Source organism: Paracoccus sp. (in: a-proteobacteria), from assembly GCF_035556475.1.
Classification (GTDB): Bacteria; Pseudomonadota; Alphaproteobacteria; order Rhodobacterales; family Rhodobacteraceae; genus Paracoccus.
The window spans coordinates 1-15,376 of the sequence record NZ_DATMFA010000075.1; the positions used below are offsets into that span (position 1 = coordinate 1).

General features: G+C 62.4%; 18 protein-coding genes. 14 read left to right on the forward strand and 4 right to left on the reverse strand.

The window, feature by feature from the left end:
* Window positions 1-120: 120 nt before the first annotated feature.
* Window positions 121-669 carry a DUF6538 domain-containing protein gene (locus VNQ78_RS09810; protein ID WP_325689150.1) on the reverse strand — a complete coding sequence of 183 codons (549 nt, stop codon included), beginning with the start codon at window positions 667-669 and terminating at the stop codon, window positions 121-123.
* A 406-nt stretch (window positions 670-1,075) separates the two neighbouring features.
* Between VNQ78_RS09810 and VNQ78_RS09815 the strand changes: the two genes are divergently transcribed.
* The 7 genes from VNQ78_RS09815 (at window position 1,076) to VNQ78_RS09845 (ending at window position 8,049) form a co-directional block, all read left to right on the forward strand.
* On the forward strand, window positions 1,076-2,398 hold the full coding sequence (locus VNQ78_RS09815) for a tyrosine-type recombinase/integrase (RefSeq protein WP_325689152.1): 1,323 nt from the start codon (window positions 1,076-1,078) through the stop codon (window positions 2,396-2,398).
* The gene (locus tag VNQ78_RS09820; protein WP_325689154.1) at window positions 2,395-2,718 is read left to right on the forward strand and encodes a hypothetical protein; all 324 of its coding nucleotides are present in this window, start codon (window positions 2,395-2,397) and stop codon (window positions 2,716-2,718) included. Before VNQ78_RS09815 ends, VNQ78_RS09820 begins: the two co-directional genes overlap by 4 nt.
* 269 nt (window positions 2,719-2,987) lie before the next feature.
* Complete coding sequence (locus VNQ78_RS09825) at window positions 2,988-3,287, forward strand: hypothetical protein (protein WP_325689156.1); 300 nt, start codon at window positions 2,988-2,990, stop codon at window positions 3,285-3,287.
* Window positions 3,288-3,300: 13 nt separating this feature from the next.
* Window positions 3,301-4,104: a hypothetical protein gene (locus VNQ78_RS09830; RefSeq protein WP_325689158.1), complete on the forward strand. Its 804-nt coding sequence runs from the start codon at window positions 3,301-3,303 to the stop codon at window positions 4,102-4,104.
* A gap of 571 nt (window positions 4,105-4,675) precedes the next feature.
* Window positions 4,676-5,089, forward strand: coding sequence for a hypothetical protein (locus tag VNQ78_RS09835; RefSeq protein ID WP_325689160.1), 414 nt, complete (start codon window positions 4,676-4,678; stop codon window positions 5,087-5,089).
* Window positions 5,086-5,586, forward strand: a complete 501-nt coding sequence (locus VNQ78_RS09840) for a hypothetical protein (RefSeq protein WP_325689162.1) — start codon at window positions 5,086-5,088, stop codon at window positions 5,584-5,586. Before VNQ78_RS09835 ends, VNQ78_RS09840 begins: the two co-directional genes overlap by 4 nt.
* Before the next feature lie 84 nt (window positions 5,587-5,670).
* On the forward strand, window positions 5,671-8,049 hold the full coding sequence (locus tag VNQ78_RS09845) for an AAA family ATPase (protein WP_325689164.1): 2,379 nt from the start codon (window positions 5,671-5,673) through the stop codon (window positions 8,047-8,049).
* 320 nt (window positions 8,050-8,369) lie between these two features.
* Here VNQ78_RS09845 and VNQ78_RS09850 read toward each other — a convergent pair whose 3' ends face one another.
* Window positions 8,370-9,644 carry a DUF2971 domain-containing protein gene (locus VNQ78_RS09850; protein WP_325689166.1) on the reverse strand — a complete coding sequence of 425 codons (1,275 nt, stop codon included), beginning with the start codon at window positions 9,642-9,644 and terminating at the stop codon, window positions 8,370-8,372.
* 246 nt (window positions 9,645-9,890) lie between these two features.
* Between VNQ78_RS09850 and VNQ78_RS09855 the strand changes: the two genes are divergently transcribed.
* Entirely contained in the window at window positions 9,891-10,058 is a 168-nt protein-coding gene (locus VNQ78_RS09855; protein ID WP_325689168.1) for a hypothetical protein, read from the forward strand.
* 11 nt (window positions 10,059-10,069) lie between these two features.
* Here VNQ78_RS09855 and VNQ78_RS09860 read toward each other — a convergent pair whose 3' ends face one another.
* Both VNQ78_RS09860 and VNQ78_RS09865 read right to left on the reverse strand, forming a co-directional pair.
* Complete coding sequence (locus VNQ78_RS09860) at window positions 10,070-10,291, reverse strand: hypothetical protein (protein WP_325689170.1); 222 nt, start codon at window positions 10,289-10,291, stop codon at window positions 10,070-10,072.
* A gap of 67 nt (window positions 10,292-10,358) precedes the next feature.
* Window positions 10,359-10,535, reverse strand: a complete 177-nt coding sequence (locus VNQ78_RS09865) for a hypothetical protein (protein ID WP_325689172.1) — start codon at window positions 10,533-10,535, stop codon at window positions 10,359-10,361.
* A 394-nt stretch (window positions 10,536-10,929) separates the two neighbouring features.
* On the opposite strand from VNQ78_RS09865, the gene VNQ78_RS09870 reads away from it, so the two are divergent.
* The 6 genes from VNQ78_RS09870 (at window position 10,930) to VNQ78_RS09895 (ending at window position 15,282) form a co-directional block, all read left to right on the forward strand.
* The gene (locus tag VNQ78_RS09870; RefSeq protein WP_325689174.1) at window positions 10,930-11,379 is read left to right on the forward strand and encodes a hypothetical protein; all 450 of its coding nucleotides are present in this window, start codon (window positions 10,930-10,932) and stop codon (window positions 11,377-11,379) included.
* A 154-nt stretch (window positions 11,380-11,533) separates the two neighbouring features.
* Window positions 11,534-11,800 (forward strand): hypothetical protein, encoded by a 267-nt coding sequence (locus VNQ78_RS09875; RefSeq protein ID WP_325689176.1) that lies wholly within the window; start codon window positions 11,534-11,536, stop codon window positions 11,798-11,800.
* Window positions 11,797-12,126 (forward strand): hypothetical protein, encoded by a 330-nt coding sequence (locus tag VNQ78_RS09880; protein WP_325689178.1) that lies wholly within the window; start codon window positions 11,797-11,799, stop codon window positions 12,124-12,126. Before VNQ78_RS09875 ends, VNQ78_RS09880 begins: the two co-directional genes overlap by 4 nt.
* Window positions 12,127-12,146: 20 nt before the next feature.
* On the forward strand, window positions 12,147-12,335 hold the full coding sequence (locus tag VNQ78_RS09885; RefSeq protein WP_325689180.1) for a hypothetical protein: 189 nt from the start codon (window positions 12,147-12,149) through the stop codon (window positions 12,333-12,335).
* The gene (locus VNQ78_RS09890) at window positions 12,332-13,063 is read left to right on the forward strand and encodes a hypothetical protein (protein WP_325689182.1); all 732 of its coding nucleotides are present in this window, start codon (window positions 12,332-12,334) and stop codon (window positions 13,061-13,063) included. Before VNQ78_RS09885 ends, VNQ78_RS09890 begins: the two co-directional genes overlap by 4 nt.
* Window positions 13,064-13,065: 2 nt before the next feature.
* Window positions 13,066-15,282 carry a phage tail length tape measure family protein gene (locus tag VNQ78_RS09895; RefSeq protein WP_325689184.1) on the forward strand — a complete coding sequence of 739 codons (2,217 nt, stop codon included), beginning with the start codon at window positions 13,066-13,068 and terminating at the stop codon, window positions 15,280-15,282.
* The last annotated feature ends 94 nt before the right edge of the window (window positions 15,283-15,376 follow it).

Genomic DNA, 15,376 nt, shown 5'->3' on the forward strand with positions numbered 1-15,376 from the left:
TTGCCGTGGCTCTTGGGAAAGAAGGGCCTTAGCCGCTCCATCTGCGCCTCGCTCAGCCAGAAAAAATTGCCCATCGGTCAGTTCTCCTTGCGGAGCCTGAAACACGCCAAAGGCACGAAATCAATGGGTCTGGAGCCTGGGCCGATCAGATCTGCCGGTCATATCGCTGAATGACCTGGTCATCCGGTTAACATGGGCAGTGCTGCACAGATCCGAGGACAGCATTTCCAAGGAGACGGTGAGCTGCTCAATATCAGCATTCGAATGGCCAGCGGCAACAAGAGTAGCGTGATCCTCCTGGCGCAGGGCTGCGCAAGGACCACGCTTCGCAAGAATCTTCCAGGCTTCTGCCATCGCCCAATCCGCGCGTGGGTTAGGGCCGCCATCGGCGAATATGATGGCCCGATTTCGCTGGATGCGCGCCATTTCATCCGTGACGACATGGCGCAGCCATTTGGCAGCGTCGGTGAGGCTCAGGGTTTCGTTGCGGATGTCGTCGAACATTCGGTCGCTCACTGCAGTCAATCTGCGAGCGATTATACGGGCATGCGTGGGATCTGTCGTACGAAGTGGCACCTGCAGGACGCCGTTTTTTGTGGACAACCGAGGCAGGCGTCGCCGCCAGTGATAGCTGTGACCGCGTTGGAGGATATGGGGTGTGGCTACCAATTCGATCGACCTCGCGTTAAGCGGGCGACCCTCGGACCTATCGACGGCGGTGTGACACTGATGTGTGACACGCCGAAGCGAGATTACGAAAATCGTAGCAGAATCAATGCCGTATGGATTGATTGGCTCCGGCGGTAGGGATCGAACCTAGGACCAATTGATTAACAGTCCATTGAGGACGATTCGCAGGGCCTCGCACAGAGTCATATTTATTACTGTAATACAGTATCTTAACGGAATTATTGCAAAACAGCACAGGCTCCGATTCGCACTGATTTGCAGCGAAACAGTCTCCTAGGAGACTGCTGCAAGCCCACTTGACGGGTATTCGGTCAAGTGGTCTTTAATTCGAAAGGCCCCGCGCAGCGCCAACTGCACGAGGCCGGATCACAGCGATGGAGCCGCCATGACCACGAACATCATAGCCCTGAACACCCGCGCACCCAAGGCCCCGCCCAAGGCCGAGGAACCACCTCGCGCGTTCAACTTCACCCAGACCGCCCTGAAAAAGGCGATTGCCGCCCACGAGGCAGCAGGAACGATGCAGGTCTTTCTGCGCGATACCGGCTGCACGGGGCTGGTCTGCCGCAAGCAGCAGAAGCAGTGGGTCTTCGGAGTCGAGCGCCGCATCCGGGGCACGCTGCGGCGCGAGTCGCTGGGCATCTACGATTCGGCTGACTGCAACGTCGCCAAGCTGCGCGAGGACGCGCAGGCGATCATGGTCGCGATGATGAAGGGTGAACACGTTCCGAAGGCCGAGCGTGACGCCACCCGCACCAAGGATGACAAGTTCAAGCGCATGACGTGGGCCGAGGTCGTGGACCTGCACGCCCAGCGCAACCCGCTGACCCGTGCCACCACGATCCAGAGTTACCGCTACGCGGTCCAGCGCCTGCCTGACGAGTTCCCGAAGCGGGTAGGGGCGACGAGTGACGTGCATGTCCGCAACGCCTATACCGGCCTGCTGGCGAGCCACAGCGCCGCCACGGCGAACCTGACCATCAGGAGTCTGGCCGCGCTCTGGTCTAGCTGGGCCGAAGCCCAGCCGAAGGAGAAGCGCCCGACCGATAACCCCGTCAAGGAGTTCAAGGGCGACGGGCGTCGTGCCCGCAAGCGCATGGCCCCGACTCCGGTGCGCACGAATGCCCTGCTGCCCGACGAGCGGGCCGCGTGGATCAATGAGGCCCTGACCCGGATGCGGCGCAGGGGGCCGTCTGGCGGCACCTATGGGGCATTGGCGATGCTGGCCCTGACCGGGATGCGGGCGCGCGAAGTGCTGGACCTGTCTTGGGCCGAGGTCGAGCGCGAGGAAATCGTCATCCCGGCAGGACGCATGAAAGCCGACGTGCCGCTGGTCCGACCGATCACCCCGCGCCTTCGCGAAATCCTGCGGCACCAGAAGCTGTGGCAGGAGGACTCGGCTTGGGTCTTTCCGAGCCGGGTTGCTGCCGGTGATGGCAGCTTTCAGCCCGTGGGTGACGTGCGCAAGACGGTGGACGAGATCAGCAAGGCCGTGCTGGCGGAAGGGCGGCGACTGACGCCCCACGACTTGCGGCGCGGCTACGTCATCGCCGCCGAGATGGCAGGGGTGCCGGGGATCGCGGCGCGGCTGTTGACGGCGCATAGCGTCGGCGACGTGCATAGCGATTACGCGAGGGGCATCGTCAGCGAATTGCCGCGCTACGCCGTGATGATCGAGGACGAGTTGCTGGGCGAGGTGACGGCATGAGACGGATCGAGATTGCCGGGATGCGCTACCAGATCGACCCCGAGGGCGGGGTCTGGATGGACCTCGGGACGCTGCACGCTGTCACTGACCCGCTGATCCTCGAACTGGTCACGATGGCAGAGGACGGGGCAGGGGGCGCGACTGCGCCCGCTGCTGCCGGTGCGGGGGTGCGGAGAGGACCGCGCTGGCTGACCGAGAGGGAAATGGCCGAGCGGCTGGGCGTGAGCATGTCTTGGCTACAGAAGGACCGCGCGAGCGCACACCCCCAAGTGCCGTTCGAACGGTTCGGTCGAAATGTCCGGTATCGGGTCGAGGACTAAGAACAGGGATAATGATCATGACACGATTCACGAAACGCCCCGCAGTCCTGACTGCGTCCTGCCTCTTGGCTGTGCTGGCGGGGTGCACCCAGCCACAAGCGTCGAGCCAGCCCGCCAACCGTTCCACGCTGCTACTGATGCGGGACGACCTCGCGGGGGTGCCGACGCAGCAGGTCTGCGATGCTTTCCGAGAGGCTGATCGCCGAAGCCATCGAGGCGCACCGGGATCACGAACCGCCACCTTCGAACAGAAGACGAAGGAATTGGACATGAAGTTGGGCATCGCGTCCGAAGAAGATTATCAACTTGCATCTGTTGCGGCTGCGCGGGGTCTAAGCGAGTTGGGCAGGCGGGGGTTCACCGCCTCTGAACTGGACTGGATCGCCAACCCGGAAGGGAAAGGCAGCGCGATCAGGAGAGGTGCGCGCAAGCAATTCCTCGACTGCCTGAAAGGCAGGGGCACCATCGCGCATGTCAGCAGCTTCACCGATACGATGTATGAATATGGGACGGGCACCTATGTCTGGTTCGACGCGAACGACCGCGTGTCCGACTGGTCGATCTACTAAGGGGGCCTGCACGATGAACGAGTTCATCTTGCGCCCGGAAGGCCAGTCGCTGTCGGAACTGGCCGAGGCCCTGCGCGCCGTCACGGCCCGGCACGCCGAACAAAGGATCAGGTTCGCCTTGGAGGTCGGGGCGATCCTGTCAGCCGGGCGGGCGCTGTGCGAGTCTGCCGACTGCGGAATCGAGGGCGGGAACCCGAATATCAGATTCGGGAAATGGCTTTCGGACACCGTGTCCGAAAGCATCAACATCCGCATGGCGCATCGGTATCGCGCCTTGTTCGACGCCTTCGGCCATCTGCCAATCGCGGCGGTCCTGCGCATCGGCATCAAGAACGGTGCCATGCTCGCCACGGCTTCCGAGGACATCCGGGCGCGGGCGATAGAGCACGTCACGTCAGGCGGCACGCTGACGGCCTCGGACGTGCAGCGACTGGTTCAACCCCAGCCTGCGGCCAGACCCGCCCCAGCAGCCGCTGAGCGGGTCAGCGAGCCGCCTTCCTATACCGCGCCACCGGCACCCCGGCCTGCACCGGCAGGCACCTACGGGGGCAGGACGCGTGCAGAGATCGAGGCCAGCATCGCCACCTATTTCGACGGGCTAAGCGGGATCACGGATAATCATTTCCGAAAGGCGAATTGCTTGGGCGAGATGCTCGATTCCCTCGCCTTTGGGCACCTGACCTTTGATCTTGGCATGGAGTTCGAGGACGCGTGCGAGTTCTTCGACGTGGAGGCGGGAGACGGCGGGAGCATGGAGGACTATGCGGCTGGCTTTCGGGACGGGATGGCGACCATGAAGGCCCGCGAGAAGAAGTGACGGCACAGACCGGCGCTTGACGAAAGAGGCCCCCACCGAAAGGCGGGGGCCGTTCGCTATTCGCCGCGCCCGTAGGAGCCGCGCCACGGGGCTATCTCGCCCATCGCCTATGTCCACCCACCCGCCGACCGCTAAGGCCGCTCTACGGGCGAAAAACGGGAGCCTGCGCGAATTGGAATAACTCGTGAATGGCGAGCCGGTCGGAAATCAATTTCGGACCAGTTGCGCGCGATTAATTCAACTCGGTGAAATCGGGAAATAAATCTGGACTCATGTATTACGGATTGCTGGCTCTATTCGTAAATCAGATAACTGATCGGAAAGAATTTCCGTTCAGAAAGTGTATTACGATCAACCATATGGCGAGGAAATCGGATAATTTAAACCGCTGGACTCATGCCTTTGGAATCGGCAATCTCTGGAATTACTAAGGCCCCGCTCTTGCAAAGCGAGGCCCCTAGAAATCGGCTGGTCGCAACAGCCTGCGCCAAAATTGGCACAGAACGTTCCCTCAGCCAAGCACGAAATGAAGATGGCACGCGCGAGTGAAAGAAGCGCGAGGGAGGAACTGATGAATAGCAAGCTGACTGACGAAATGCTCGACGCCCTGCGGGAGAATGGGGAGGCAGAACGGATTGCGGCAGAGCGGGCCGTCCCGGAACCCTATGACCCTTGGTTGGATCGGTGGGGCGGTCTGCCCGCCTATGTCACCGACTCGCTGGACCGGGCCGAAACGGCGGATGACGATCTTGACTTCGTGGAGTTCATCGACGAGGCGGCAAGCTGCTTTGCTTCCCAGATCGCAAACCAGCTTGGATGCCTGAGCGATGACCATGAACACCTTCCCGACCGCAAAAGGGCAGAGGTGGTCATCGCCGAGGCCCTGAACCTCTTGGTCGATGCAGAGGAAATGCTGCATCTGATGAACGAGCGCATCGCAGAGTTGGTCGAGGACCGTCACGCGCATCTGGGTATGCCGCAATGAAGCGGCGGAAGATCACCCCCGACCGGAGAAAGCGGCTCTATCACACCATCGCGCCGGGTCGGTCCCGTATCCTGCGCGCGGAGACGGTGCCGACAGCGAACGTCAAGGGCGTCACGCTGGCGGCACGGCAGAACGGCAAGTTCGCCGTGCGCTGGGATTTGTATTGCACGCCGGTTGACCGCATGTGGCTGGACCGGGGCTGGCTGGAAACGGAGGAAGCCTTTCACGCCGCGCTGCGCGAGCGGTTCGGCCCGCCGAAGGAGGTCGAGTTCTGGGAAGGTTACGGCATCGTGGATAACCTGCCGGACTTGGCGACCGCGCGCTGGATATTCGATTGGCTGACCGGGGAATGGGTCATGCCTGCCCGCGCGCTGCACAAGGCTGGGGTCAGGCATTGGCCCGTGGGGCTATCCCTAGCGCCGCTGAACGGCCTGACCGTGCGCCAGCGCGCAGATTACTTCCTGACGCATGTCTTGGGGGGTGACGGTCGAGCCTGAGAATGCAGACGGATCAGGACCACGAAAGAAAGAGGGCCGGGTTTTAACCGGCCCCAGATCAATCACAACCTAGGGAAAACCCTAATGCATGAACAACCAACGGGGCAAGAGCCCACGAAGTTTCCCGGCCTGATCCGGCCTGACTTCTACGTCCTGCGCGAGGTGCTGAGAGAAGCCCGAGACCGCCGCGCCTGTCTGGTCTGGAAGCCCCGCCAGAAGGACGAGGGCATCGGCTTCGACAAGATTCCCTGCGATCCGCTGGACGGGGCTTTCAGGAAGCCGAATACCGCCTCTGCCCGCGCGATCATGACGCTGGACGAGGCACAGGAAGCCGTCGAGCGGTTGCAGGGAGAAGGGCACGAGGCCGGGCTAGGGGCAATGCCGTCGCGGCTGGGCTTTCCGGGGGGAGACTTCGACGGCGTGATCCAGATGAACGGCCAGATGCGCATTGCAGGCTGGGCCGAGCGTGCAGCGGCGGGCACCTATTGGGAACGCTCGCCGGGCGGATCGGGGATGCGGGTGCTGTATCGGTCGGTCCCGAGCTTTCTGATGCCCATGTTCAACGGCGTCGAGCGCGGCAAGGTCGGTATCTATTGGCAGGAATCGAACCGCTACCTGACCCTGACCGGGGCCGGGAACATCGCGCCGATTACCGACATGTCCGAGGAAGTGGCCGAGATGCTGCTGAAACGCTGGACCGAAGCCGGGGCACGACCTTGGACCCCGGACAGCCGGAGCGACGGCTACCCCAGCGGGGCCGAGGGCATGGCCCTCGCGGCCGAGGACATCATCAGCGGCGCGGCGCTGCACCCGGCTTTGTCGGCTTGGCTGGTGCGCGCGGTGCGGGTGATGCCCATCGACTTGGCCGAGGAACGGGCGTGGGAACTGTTCCACCACAGCGCGGCCCAGCACCGGGAGCCAGACCGCTGGAACGGGCGCATGACCTCGATTCCGGGCCTGCTGGCATGGATCAGGAAGCGCAAAGGCTTCCGGCCCGAGAGCATCAGCCCCCAGAGGCTGCAAGGCGTCAGGCAGAAGCTGGAAAGCTACACGTTGCGACTGGTCACGGTGGACGGTGCCGCCGTGGATCAGACCGACGAGGAAGCGGGCTTCGCTGCCTATGTGAAGGAGTTTTGCGAGGCCGAGGGCCTGACAGAAGCCGAAGTGCTGGGAGACGAGATCATGGCTGACGTGCTGCGGGCAGACTTCCACAAGCAGGAAGGTATCGATTCCGAGGTCCGGCGCAGGATCGAGAGGGAGGAAGCCGAGATCGAGGCCGAGCGTGCCCGGATCGACACCCTGGCATATGAACTGCCGGAGATACCCGAGGACCAGATTCCGACGCGGCCATGGTTCTATCGGAACTTCGCCTTGCGTGGCTACCTGTCGCTGCTGATCGGCCCGCCCGGCGTGTCGAAGACGACTTTCCTGATCGGCATGGCCCTGCACGCGGCGGCAGGCAAGTCCTATGGCGACCTCGAACTGGTCGCGGACGAGGAACCGCGCAACGTGCTGCTGGTGCTGGCCGAGGAAGACAAGGACGAGATCAACCTTCGCGTGGCGGCGGTGCGGAAGACCTTCGGCATCAAGTTCGAGGATACGCGCGGGAAGCTGTTCGTCATGTCGATGTCGGAGGCGAGGGTGTTCCGGATCGGCAGCATGAAGGGCCGCGAGTATGTCGAGAACGTGGCCGGGCTGGCAGACATCGAAGCCCTCATTCGGATGAAGGAGATCGGCCTCGTCCTGTCCGATCCGCTGGGCAAGCTGCACGGGGTCGAGGAAAACTCGAATGACCTGATGAAGATCGTGATGCAGCGGCTCACGATGCTGGCGCAGGCCACGCGGACGGCCATCGTGATCGCCCACCATACCCCCAAGGGCGTCGAGGTCGCGGGCAACCTCATGGCGGCACGAGGGGGCAGTTCCGTGGGTGGCGAGGTGAAGATCGCGGTCACGCTGTCCAGCATGGACGCGAAAATGGCCGAAGACCTGAATGTCCCGGAAGATGAGATGCACAGGTATGCGCGGCGGGACGATGCCAAGGGCAACAACCACGAAAGGCGTCCTGCGCCTGTCTGGTATAAGCGGCAGAACGTGGCTCTGAGTAATAGCGAGAATGTCGGCGTCCTGATCCAGCACACGTTCGAGGATGACGCGCACAAGCTCACGCCCGTCATCGTCGGCGCGTTCCTGACCCTTGTCCGCAAATCCATGACGGGGCCGCTGGAAGCCCGCATTCAGGTCGGCAAGAACCACACCATCGCCGCCGAGGCGCTGCGCGCATTCCTGAAAGAACGAGACATCACCCTGTCCTTGAAGAAGGCCCGCGCGAAGATCACCGGCTGGCTCGAACGCGGGCTACTGATCACGGAAATGGTGCCGGTGCCCCCGGACGGAAAGCGCAGTCTCACCTTCCTTGCGCGGGGTGAAGCGGCGGCACCGGAGGTGGTCGATGAGGACTGAAAAGTTACCCCGTTCGCTGCATTTTCGCGAACGGGGTGCGAACGGGGTAAACAGGCCCAAAAACCGTTACCCTGTTTGCTGTTTCGCCTTAAGGGAAAACCCTCAACGAGGGTGCACCCCGTTTGCTCGCGCATACGCGAACGGGGTGCAACCTCGCATACGGAGGGTTTGCCCACCCTTAAGCGCGATGGCGCGCGCAGTCCGGGAGGCCATGAGAGGCCCCGCACAGGTTCTTAAGACAGGTATATTTCCGTTCACTCGCACCCACACGCGGGCGAGTCGAATGCCGACGGGCGAGTGCGGGACTGACCCTTAGCGCGCTAGCGTCTCAACGGGATTGAGGATACCCGAACTTTAGACCAAGGGTCTTTGACCTGTTTTTCTTCAAGCTTCCGCGCAAGGGCATCTTGGATCGGCCAAGGATATTGAGTCGGTCCAATGATTATTTCTTCCAAAAGTTCAGGCAATGTCGCGCCCGTAAATCCCTCGTCTGGATAGTTCTTCAGTTCAAGCTTGCAGACCCTTTGAGGAACGCCGTCGATGGTCTCAGTGTCAAAAGTTAATTTATTTGAAGGAAGCAATGTGGGAGAATGTATCACGCGCCATTCCCTTTCTTCACTAAATCCCGGATGCTTTGTGGAAAGTGCTGCAAAGTGGAATGCCATAAATAACGCGTGGCCCACGATCTCTGCGCCAGCAGTCTTCAGAAGTTCCAAATTCTGTTCCAGTCCAGCCGCCATTGAAGCGAAGTGAATTTTAAATTCTTCCTCGTCGCAATACAAAACGGGACTTGTATATGCGTTCAATGCGGTCGATTCATTAACGAATGGGAAATTGTTGAAAACCATCGCGACATTAGTGCTTCCGCCATACGCGCGCCACATGGAAAGCCGACCATACTTGTCTTCATTCAGTTTATCGTCCCCATGTTCGCTGATAGATATTAGATAACTGAAATCCTCGCGATCAATCGCCCGGCTATCGAAGTTTTCGGTAATTACCTTAACTAGTCCCGGGTCTAACTTGCTTAATGTTTCTCGCAGCTTTCCGCCGACTTTTTCATCATGCCAACTTTGCGCCAGACACCGCTCACCATGTTGGACTTCTGAAAAGTCATTCATGACGAGGGCGTTTCGCATCCACACTTTCTCTTTTTCTATAATTTGAAGTGCGGCAAACGCGCTCGTGTAGTGAACAAACTTGGTTCCGCTCTTGCGAACCTGTTCTATCCGGTCCATCGCGTATGGCATGCAGAGCCTCCAAACGGCCTTACGCACTTCCTCGGGTGTCATGCTGTCCCCTTTTCTGATTTGATAGGCGCAGTGTATTTTTGAATTAAGTTGAAGCAAGGTATTCCCGCGAACCAAGGGATCATCATTATGGCGCTGCATGGGTTCTTGCCCCTCCCTGACACCCGCGCTGCCGAGGTGACACGCCTGACCGGCTTCGCCCCGCGCTGGGTATCCCCCCTGCCTGTCCCGTGCTGGCACGCCTTGTGCTGGCACGGTGCCGACTTCCGGCGCGCTGGTCTGGTCTGGGATGCCAGCGGCCTGCACTTCGCCGTCCTGACCTTCGATGACCGATTGGCCCGGCACTACAATCTCGGGAACGCTGACCTAGCCACAGCCGGGCTGGAAGCTCTGGGCATCATGGAGACGCGCGGCATACCCCGCGCTTTCCGGCGCAGCGTCCGGGTGAAGCGTATCCCGGCAGAACGGGTGACGGCGGGCTAGTTGCCCACCTGCGGATGTTCTATTATTGTTCTTATCATGGAACACCGATGGACATACGCCTCGGAGCGCAGCGTCACCTACGACGGGCCGACAGGTTCATCGTGGATTGTGCGCCGCGATGGTGAAGTCATCGGGCACGTTCAATACAGCACCGCTGGTGGCGATGCGTCCTATAACTGGCGGGTGCCCCGCTCCGGCCAGTTCGGCTATTCGCGGGCGTCACTGGCCGAGGCGCTGAACCAGCTTCGCAATTCAGTCGAGGGATCGTTGCTCTAAGTCTGCCCCGGTCAAGCTTTGAGCAAGGATGCCAGCACACCGGAGACGATTGCGACTATGATCAGCGCAATCCACCAGCCGAACAGCTTCATGCGCCCTCGCGCGAACAGGTCCATCTCAGTAATGTTCTTCGCTCGGAATATATCGCTACTGCGCGAGAAGATCAGAACTGCCACGACGGCCAGACCCGCCATCGCTGCAAAGAACACGACCAGCGCGACGTAGGCCATCATCCGTTCCCCTGCATTGCTCGCCGTCACTGAAAGCCATCTCACAAATCATGGCAAGACGACGCCCGGCTTATTCCTTGCGCCGATACACCATCACGGCCTTGACGGCATAGACGATGATCAGCACGAGCAAGATGCGGTCGAACGAGTTCCATCCATCGCGGGACGTGACCATCAGCACCCCCACACTGATCGCTAGGGTAATCATCACTTTGCGCAGGTCTTTACGTTCCATCTTCCAGCGCATCGATTCCCCCCGACCTGCACGCATCCTGCGGGACGGTAGGCAGTCCCCCGGCTGACAGCCAGCCCATATCTCTTGCGCGAAGGCCAGCCCCGCGCGATGATGGTCACGGCCTCAGCACGAGCTAGCGCCCAGCCGATCCCCATCCCCGCACCCCTCGACCCGAAGGCATAGACCCATGCTGGCGATTCCGCATTACGGCACGGCACGCCCAAGGCGGCGGTCAACCGTAATGCGCGGGGGCACCCAAAATGTTGGGGGTCCGACCCCGCTGACCGCACTCGGGAGCCGTCCGCGCGATTTTCTGGCCGGAGAAACCGCCCGGCTTCCCGGAAAAAATGTTCCTGACGACCCGACATGACCGCATTACGACCACCGCCTGAAAGGAGCCTTCCCCATGGCACGCCGCGCCGAACCGAACTCTTCCCCCGTCCAGCCCGTCGAAACCCTGCCCGATCCGGTGCCCGACGCGCTGGCCGGGCTTCCCGAGGTCTGGCACAGGTATTTCCGATCAGCCGCGCACGAGATCAGCACCGTTCGGCAGCGCATGACCTCGACCGACCGGCAGATGCTGATTGCCGCCACGCTGGCGCTGCACGGCGAATCCAATGCCCGCAAGCTGGCCGCGAAGGCCATGGAGATCGGCGCTGCCGATGAATACATCGCGCTTGTGAGGTTGGCGCAGAGCGAGTCCCGTGCTGCCCGCGCTACCCTCGCTTCGCTGGGCTTGACCGGCAGTCATCGTGCCCTGTCCGAGAAGCGCCGGAAGGAAGCGCACGCCACCGACCCGGAACAGGGCGCAGCCAGCGCCAGTGAAGCGCGTTGGGGAAACCTGCTGGATCGCTGAGTCGCGACGAACTGACCCGCTCCGGTTGAACCGCTGGAAATACGCAAAGGATACTATCCTTTTCCGTAATACACTGACCTGACTCAACAAATCCTTGCCACGTGGCCCGAGAAAACCTATCCTTTGGCAGGTTTTCATTCATGGACAGCCGCACATGCGCTCGTCAGACTTCCCCGGTTCCCTGCCCCCAGACGCCGAACCGGCGCGTGAACCTGAACATCCCCCACAGTTTACCGAGCGCGAGTTGCTGGAAATTATTTCCGGGCAACTCGCGCTTTACCGGCTGGCCGCAGATTGCCGACGCGCACAGCGCGAGGCCAATCAGACGGCGCGTGAATATGTCCGCTTGCTGGCCGAGCTTTCAGACATCGTGTCTGAAACCCGCCGCCGCATCCGATCCTTTGGAGAAAGCACCGCATGAGCCGCTATTTCAGCCCCCAGACCGAGACCGTCACCATCCGCGATCAGGTATTCACCGTCAGCGAAATCAAAGCGGATGGCCTGATCGCGCTGGAAAGCAGCGAGCCGCAGGACAGCGCGATTACCCTGATCGCCCATGCCGTCACCGGCCCCGATGGCCTGCTGCTGGGCTTCGAGGAAGCCAAGGCGCTGCCCGGTTTCGCGATCCGCGTCCTGCTGCCCGTGGTCCGGAAGCTGAATATCGAATTGTTCGGCCAAGCCGCCGATCCCGAGGACGAGGCCCCGGACGTGGGAAACGTCCAGAGGCCCGCCCGGAAGGCGGGCTGAGTCCGGCACAGGAACTGGTCATGCGTTGCGCCGCCGCCCTGAACCTCGCACCCTTCGAAGCCGCTTCCCGGCTCTATGCCCGTGAGGTGTATCTGATGGCCGAACTTTGGCAGGCCGACGCCGAACGCGCAGCCCGCGCACAGGCCCCGAGCCGCAACATGCTGGACCTCGACCCGGCCCAATTGGCCGCTGCCATGACGGGGCCGTGACCATGCTGACCATCACCCGCATCGGCCCCGATCCTCGCCTCGCCGTCCCTGAACTGATCCGTTCGGGCGTGGGGCAAGAGGTCAGCGCCCAGCAGACCAGACTGACCGATGCAGCCGTCAAGGCCGGGAACCTAGATCCCGACCACCTGACCCGCCGCATCATCGTCGGCTCGACCATCCGGCAGGTTCACGGCGACTGGCGCGGGATCAACCAATGGCCCTTGGTTCCGTATCAGACCATCACGACCGGCGACGGCGCGCAGCCTGACCTGATCGCCGAGGCGATGAATTTCGTCATCGCCAGCTTCAACGCCAAGGCCCCGCGCGGCAACCGCGTGAAAAGCCATCCTTGGCGCTACGCCAAGAGCTTGCGCATCTATCGCGACGGGCGGCAGATCGCTGCCGTTCCCCCGGTCGAACAGATCGCCGCCGAGGATGTCTTTCAGATCATCAACGCCGCGCCGCATAGCCCTGTCTTGGAAGCTGACCGGCACATTCTGGCCGGGATCGCCCGCGAGGCCATTGCCAAGTTTCCGACGATCAGCATTCAGTTCGGCTGGCTGAACTCAGATCAGATCGGCTTGCGTTATGGACAGGCCCAAGGCGGCACCAGCGGGCAACCGGCGATCTACGCATTGCCTGTCGTCACCGTGGCCGGGTCTGGCGGTTCCCGGATCGCCACGGCAGCCCGGAAGTCGCGCAAGCGCACCCGCAGGCGGAGGGCCTGACCATGGCAATGACCGGCAGCACCCAATACGAAGTCCGGGTCGATGCGACCGGCACGCAATCTCTCACGGCGCTGATCAAGAGCCTGAACGATGCCACCCGCGCCGAAGCCATGATGCAGAAGGCTCTGACCGCCGAGACGCGGGAAGCCCGACTCGCCGAGAAGCAGCGCCAGAGCCTCGCCCGCGCCACCGATCAGCTTGCCAAATCCACCGCCACCGCCGCGAACCAGAACGCCCGGCTGAGCAGTCTGGGCGCGACGTTCAGCAAGCACGGCGCGGCCTTGCAGAACTTCGGACGGCAGGCGCAGGACGTGGCCGTTCAGGTCAGCATGGGCACCAGCGCGTTCAAGGCGCTGGGGCAGCAGGCACCGCAACTGTTGGACAGCTTCGGCCCCTTGGGCGCGCTCTTGGGTCTGGTTGCCGCCGTCGCGCTGCCCTTGGCCGGGAACTTCCTTGAAGCCGAAGAAGCCACGGTAAACCTGACCGAGGCCACCGACGCGCTGGCCGCTTCGGTCGAGGCCACCCGCAGCGCGTTCCAGCAGGCCAGCCAGCCGCTCGACCAATGGGGCACCTATACCGTTGCCGCCGCACAGGGCCTGCGCGAGCTATCCAAGGCCATGCTGACCCTCAGTCAGGCGAACGTGGCCGTGCAGCAGGCGTCTACGCTGTCAGCGATAGAGAGCCAGACCAAGGCCATCGACGCGCAGGCCCTCGCTTGGACGCGGCTGGAACAGCAGCGCGAGGACTTGCTGAACTTCGATCCCAGCGGCGGCAGCAACCTAGAGGCCGTCAATGCCCAGATCGCCGAAATCCGCGAGGGGCTGACCGGCACCTTGGCGCAGAGCCAGTATGTCGGGCAAGCCTTCGCGCGGCTGGGCCATGCCCTGACCGAGGGACGCCCTGCCGAGGAAATCTCGGGCATCGTCACCGGCCTGCTGGAATGGGACAGGACCGCGAAAGTCCTGACGCAGGAACAGCGCAACATCCTGACCGAGGCGCTGCGGTTCAGCGAGCAGCAGACCCGTTCGCTGGACCTGCAACAGCAGATCACCGACGCGGCAGGCGGCACCACGCGCGCCTTGGCAGGCACCACGGCACAGGCCGCGCAACTGACTGCCGCCCTGACTGCGGCGGCAGGCGCGATCACCGGCATCATGCGTGCGACCAGTTCGCTGAACCTGAGCACCATGGCGCTGGACATCGAGACCGCCGCCATTCTGCGCGGGGCTGACGCTTGGGAAGCACGGGGCGAAGCCGCCAAAGCCGCCAAGCGCGAGGAACTGCGCCCGGCGCTGGAATCGTCGGACGCGGTGATCCGCAAGGAAGCTATCGCCGAACTGAACGAGCACAACGCCGCGATTGACCGGCATACCGAAGCGCAGCGCCGCAACGCGAAGACGCAGGCCGACGCTGCGAAGGCTGCGAGTGCCACCGCCAAGGCCATGGGCGGGGCCGGGAAGGCCACCACCGAGGCGACGAACGCGATCACCAAGGCCACCGACGCGCTGAACCGCGCCTTGGCTGAATACATGACGCCCGTCGAACAGGCACAGGCCGATCTGGCCGAACTGAACAAGCTGGTGGCCGACCTGAACGCGCAGGGCGTCAAGCTCAACCCGCAACAGACCGAGCTTTACGCCCGCGCCGTCGCACAGTTGAATCAGGGGCTGCGGGATACCAAGACGCTTTCCGAACAGGTCGAGGACACGTTGGGCGACGGTTTCACGTCCCTGTTCACCGACCTGATCAGCGGCACCAAGAGTGCCGGTGAAGCTTGGTCCGACATGCTGAACCAGATGCTGCAAGAACTCGCGATTTTCCTCGCGCAGAAGCAGTTTCAGGAATTCGCGTCCCTGCTGGTGGGCAGCTTCACCGGCACCCCCAGCACCGCCAGCGCCGCGAATGTGAACGCTGCCCCGATGATGCGGCTGGCCGCACCTTCGGTGCCGTCCGTCGCGTCTCGGGGGCTGGGCGGTTCACCCTATGCAGTCGTCACGCCCGGCTATGTCCCGAGCGCCACGGCGCAGGCGGAAAGCGGCTTCAAGGTCCAGATCAACAACTACTCCGCGACCGATGTCACCGCCGAGGAACGGACGGACAGCCAAGGCAGCAGGTTCCTTGATGTCACTATCCGGGATCGCGTGCGGGCGCTGGTCTCGACCGGAGCCTTGGACAAAGAATTTCAACGCAGCTTTGGTATGCGACGGAGGCCCGGCTGATGGTCATCAACATCCCCAGCATCACCATCGGCGGGGCGGTCGTCACGGTCTCGGCCAAGCTCGTCGGGCATTTGGCTACCCTCGCGGGGAACCG

Excerpts from the sequence above, each read along its gene's own strand:
- VNQ78_RS09815 (WP_325689152.1), top strand. The coding sequence starts at position 1,076 with ATGACCACGAACATCATAGCCCTGAACACCCGCGCACCCAAGGCCCCG.
- VNQ78_RS09820 (WP_325689154.1), top strand. The coding sequence starts at position 2,395 with ATGAGACGGATCGAGATTGCCGGGATGCGCTACCAGATCGACCCCGAG.
- VNQ78_RS09825 (WP_325689156.1), top strand. The coding sequence starts at position 2,988 with ATGAAGTTGGGCATCGCGTCCGAAGAAGATTATCAACTTGCATCTGTT.
- VNQ78_RS09830 (WP_325689158.1), top strand. The coding sequence starts at position 3,301 with ATGAACGAGTTCATCTTGCGCCCGGAAGGCCAGTCGCTGTCGGAACTG.
- VNQ78_RS09835 (WP_325689160.1), top strand. The coding sequence starts at position 4,676 with ATGAATAGCAAGCTGACTGACGAAATGCTCGACGCCCTGCGGGAGAAT.
- VNQ78_RS09840 (WP_325689162.1), top strand. The coding sequence starts at position 5,086 with ATGAAGCGGCGGAAGATCACCCCCGACCGGAGAAAGCGGCTCTATCAC.
- VNQ78_RS09845 (WP_325689164.1), top strand. The coding sequence starts at position 5,671 with ATGCATGAACAACCAACGGGGCAAGAGCCCACGAAGTTTCCCGGCCTG.
- VNQ78_RS09860 (WP_325689170.1), bottom strand. The coding sequence starts at position 10,291 with ATGATGGCCTACGTCGCGCTGGTCGTGTTCTTTGCAGCGATGGCGGGT.
- VNQ78_RS09865 (WP_325689172.1), bottom strand. The coding sequence starts at position 10,535 with ATGCGCTGGAAGATGGAACGTAAAGACCTGCGCAAAGTGATGATTACC.
- VNQ78_RS09870 (WP_325689174.1), top strand. The coding sequence starts at position 10,930 with ATGGCACGCCGCGCCGAACCGAACTCTTCCCCCGTCCAGCCCGTCGAA.
- VNQ78_RS09875 (WP_325689176.1), top strand. The coding sequence starts at position 11,534 with ATGCGCTCGTCAGACTTCCCCGGTTCCCTGCCCCCAGACGCCGAACCG.
- VNQ78_RS09880 (WP_325689178.1), top strand. The coding sequence starts at position 11,797 with ATGAGCCGCTATTTCAGCCCCCAGACCGAGACCGTCACCATCCGCGAT.
- VNQ78_RS09885 (WP_325689180.1), top strand. The coding sequence starts at position 12,147 with ATGCGTTGCGCCGCCGCCCTGAACCTCGCACCCTTCGAAGCCGCTTCC.
- VNQ78_RS09895 (WP_325689184.1), top strand. The coding sequence starts at position 13,066 with ATGGCAATGACCGGCAGCACCCAATACGAAGTCCGGGTCGATGCGACC.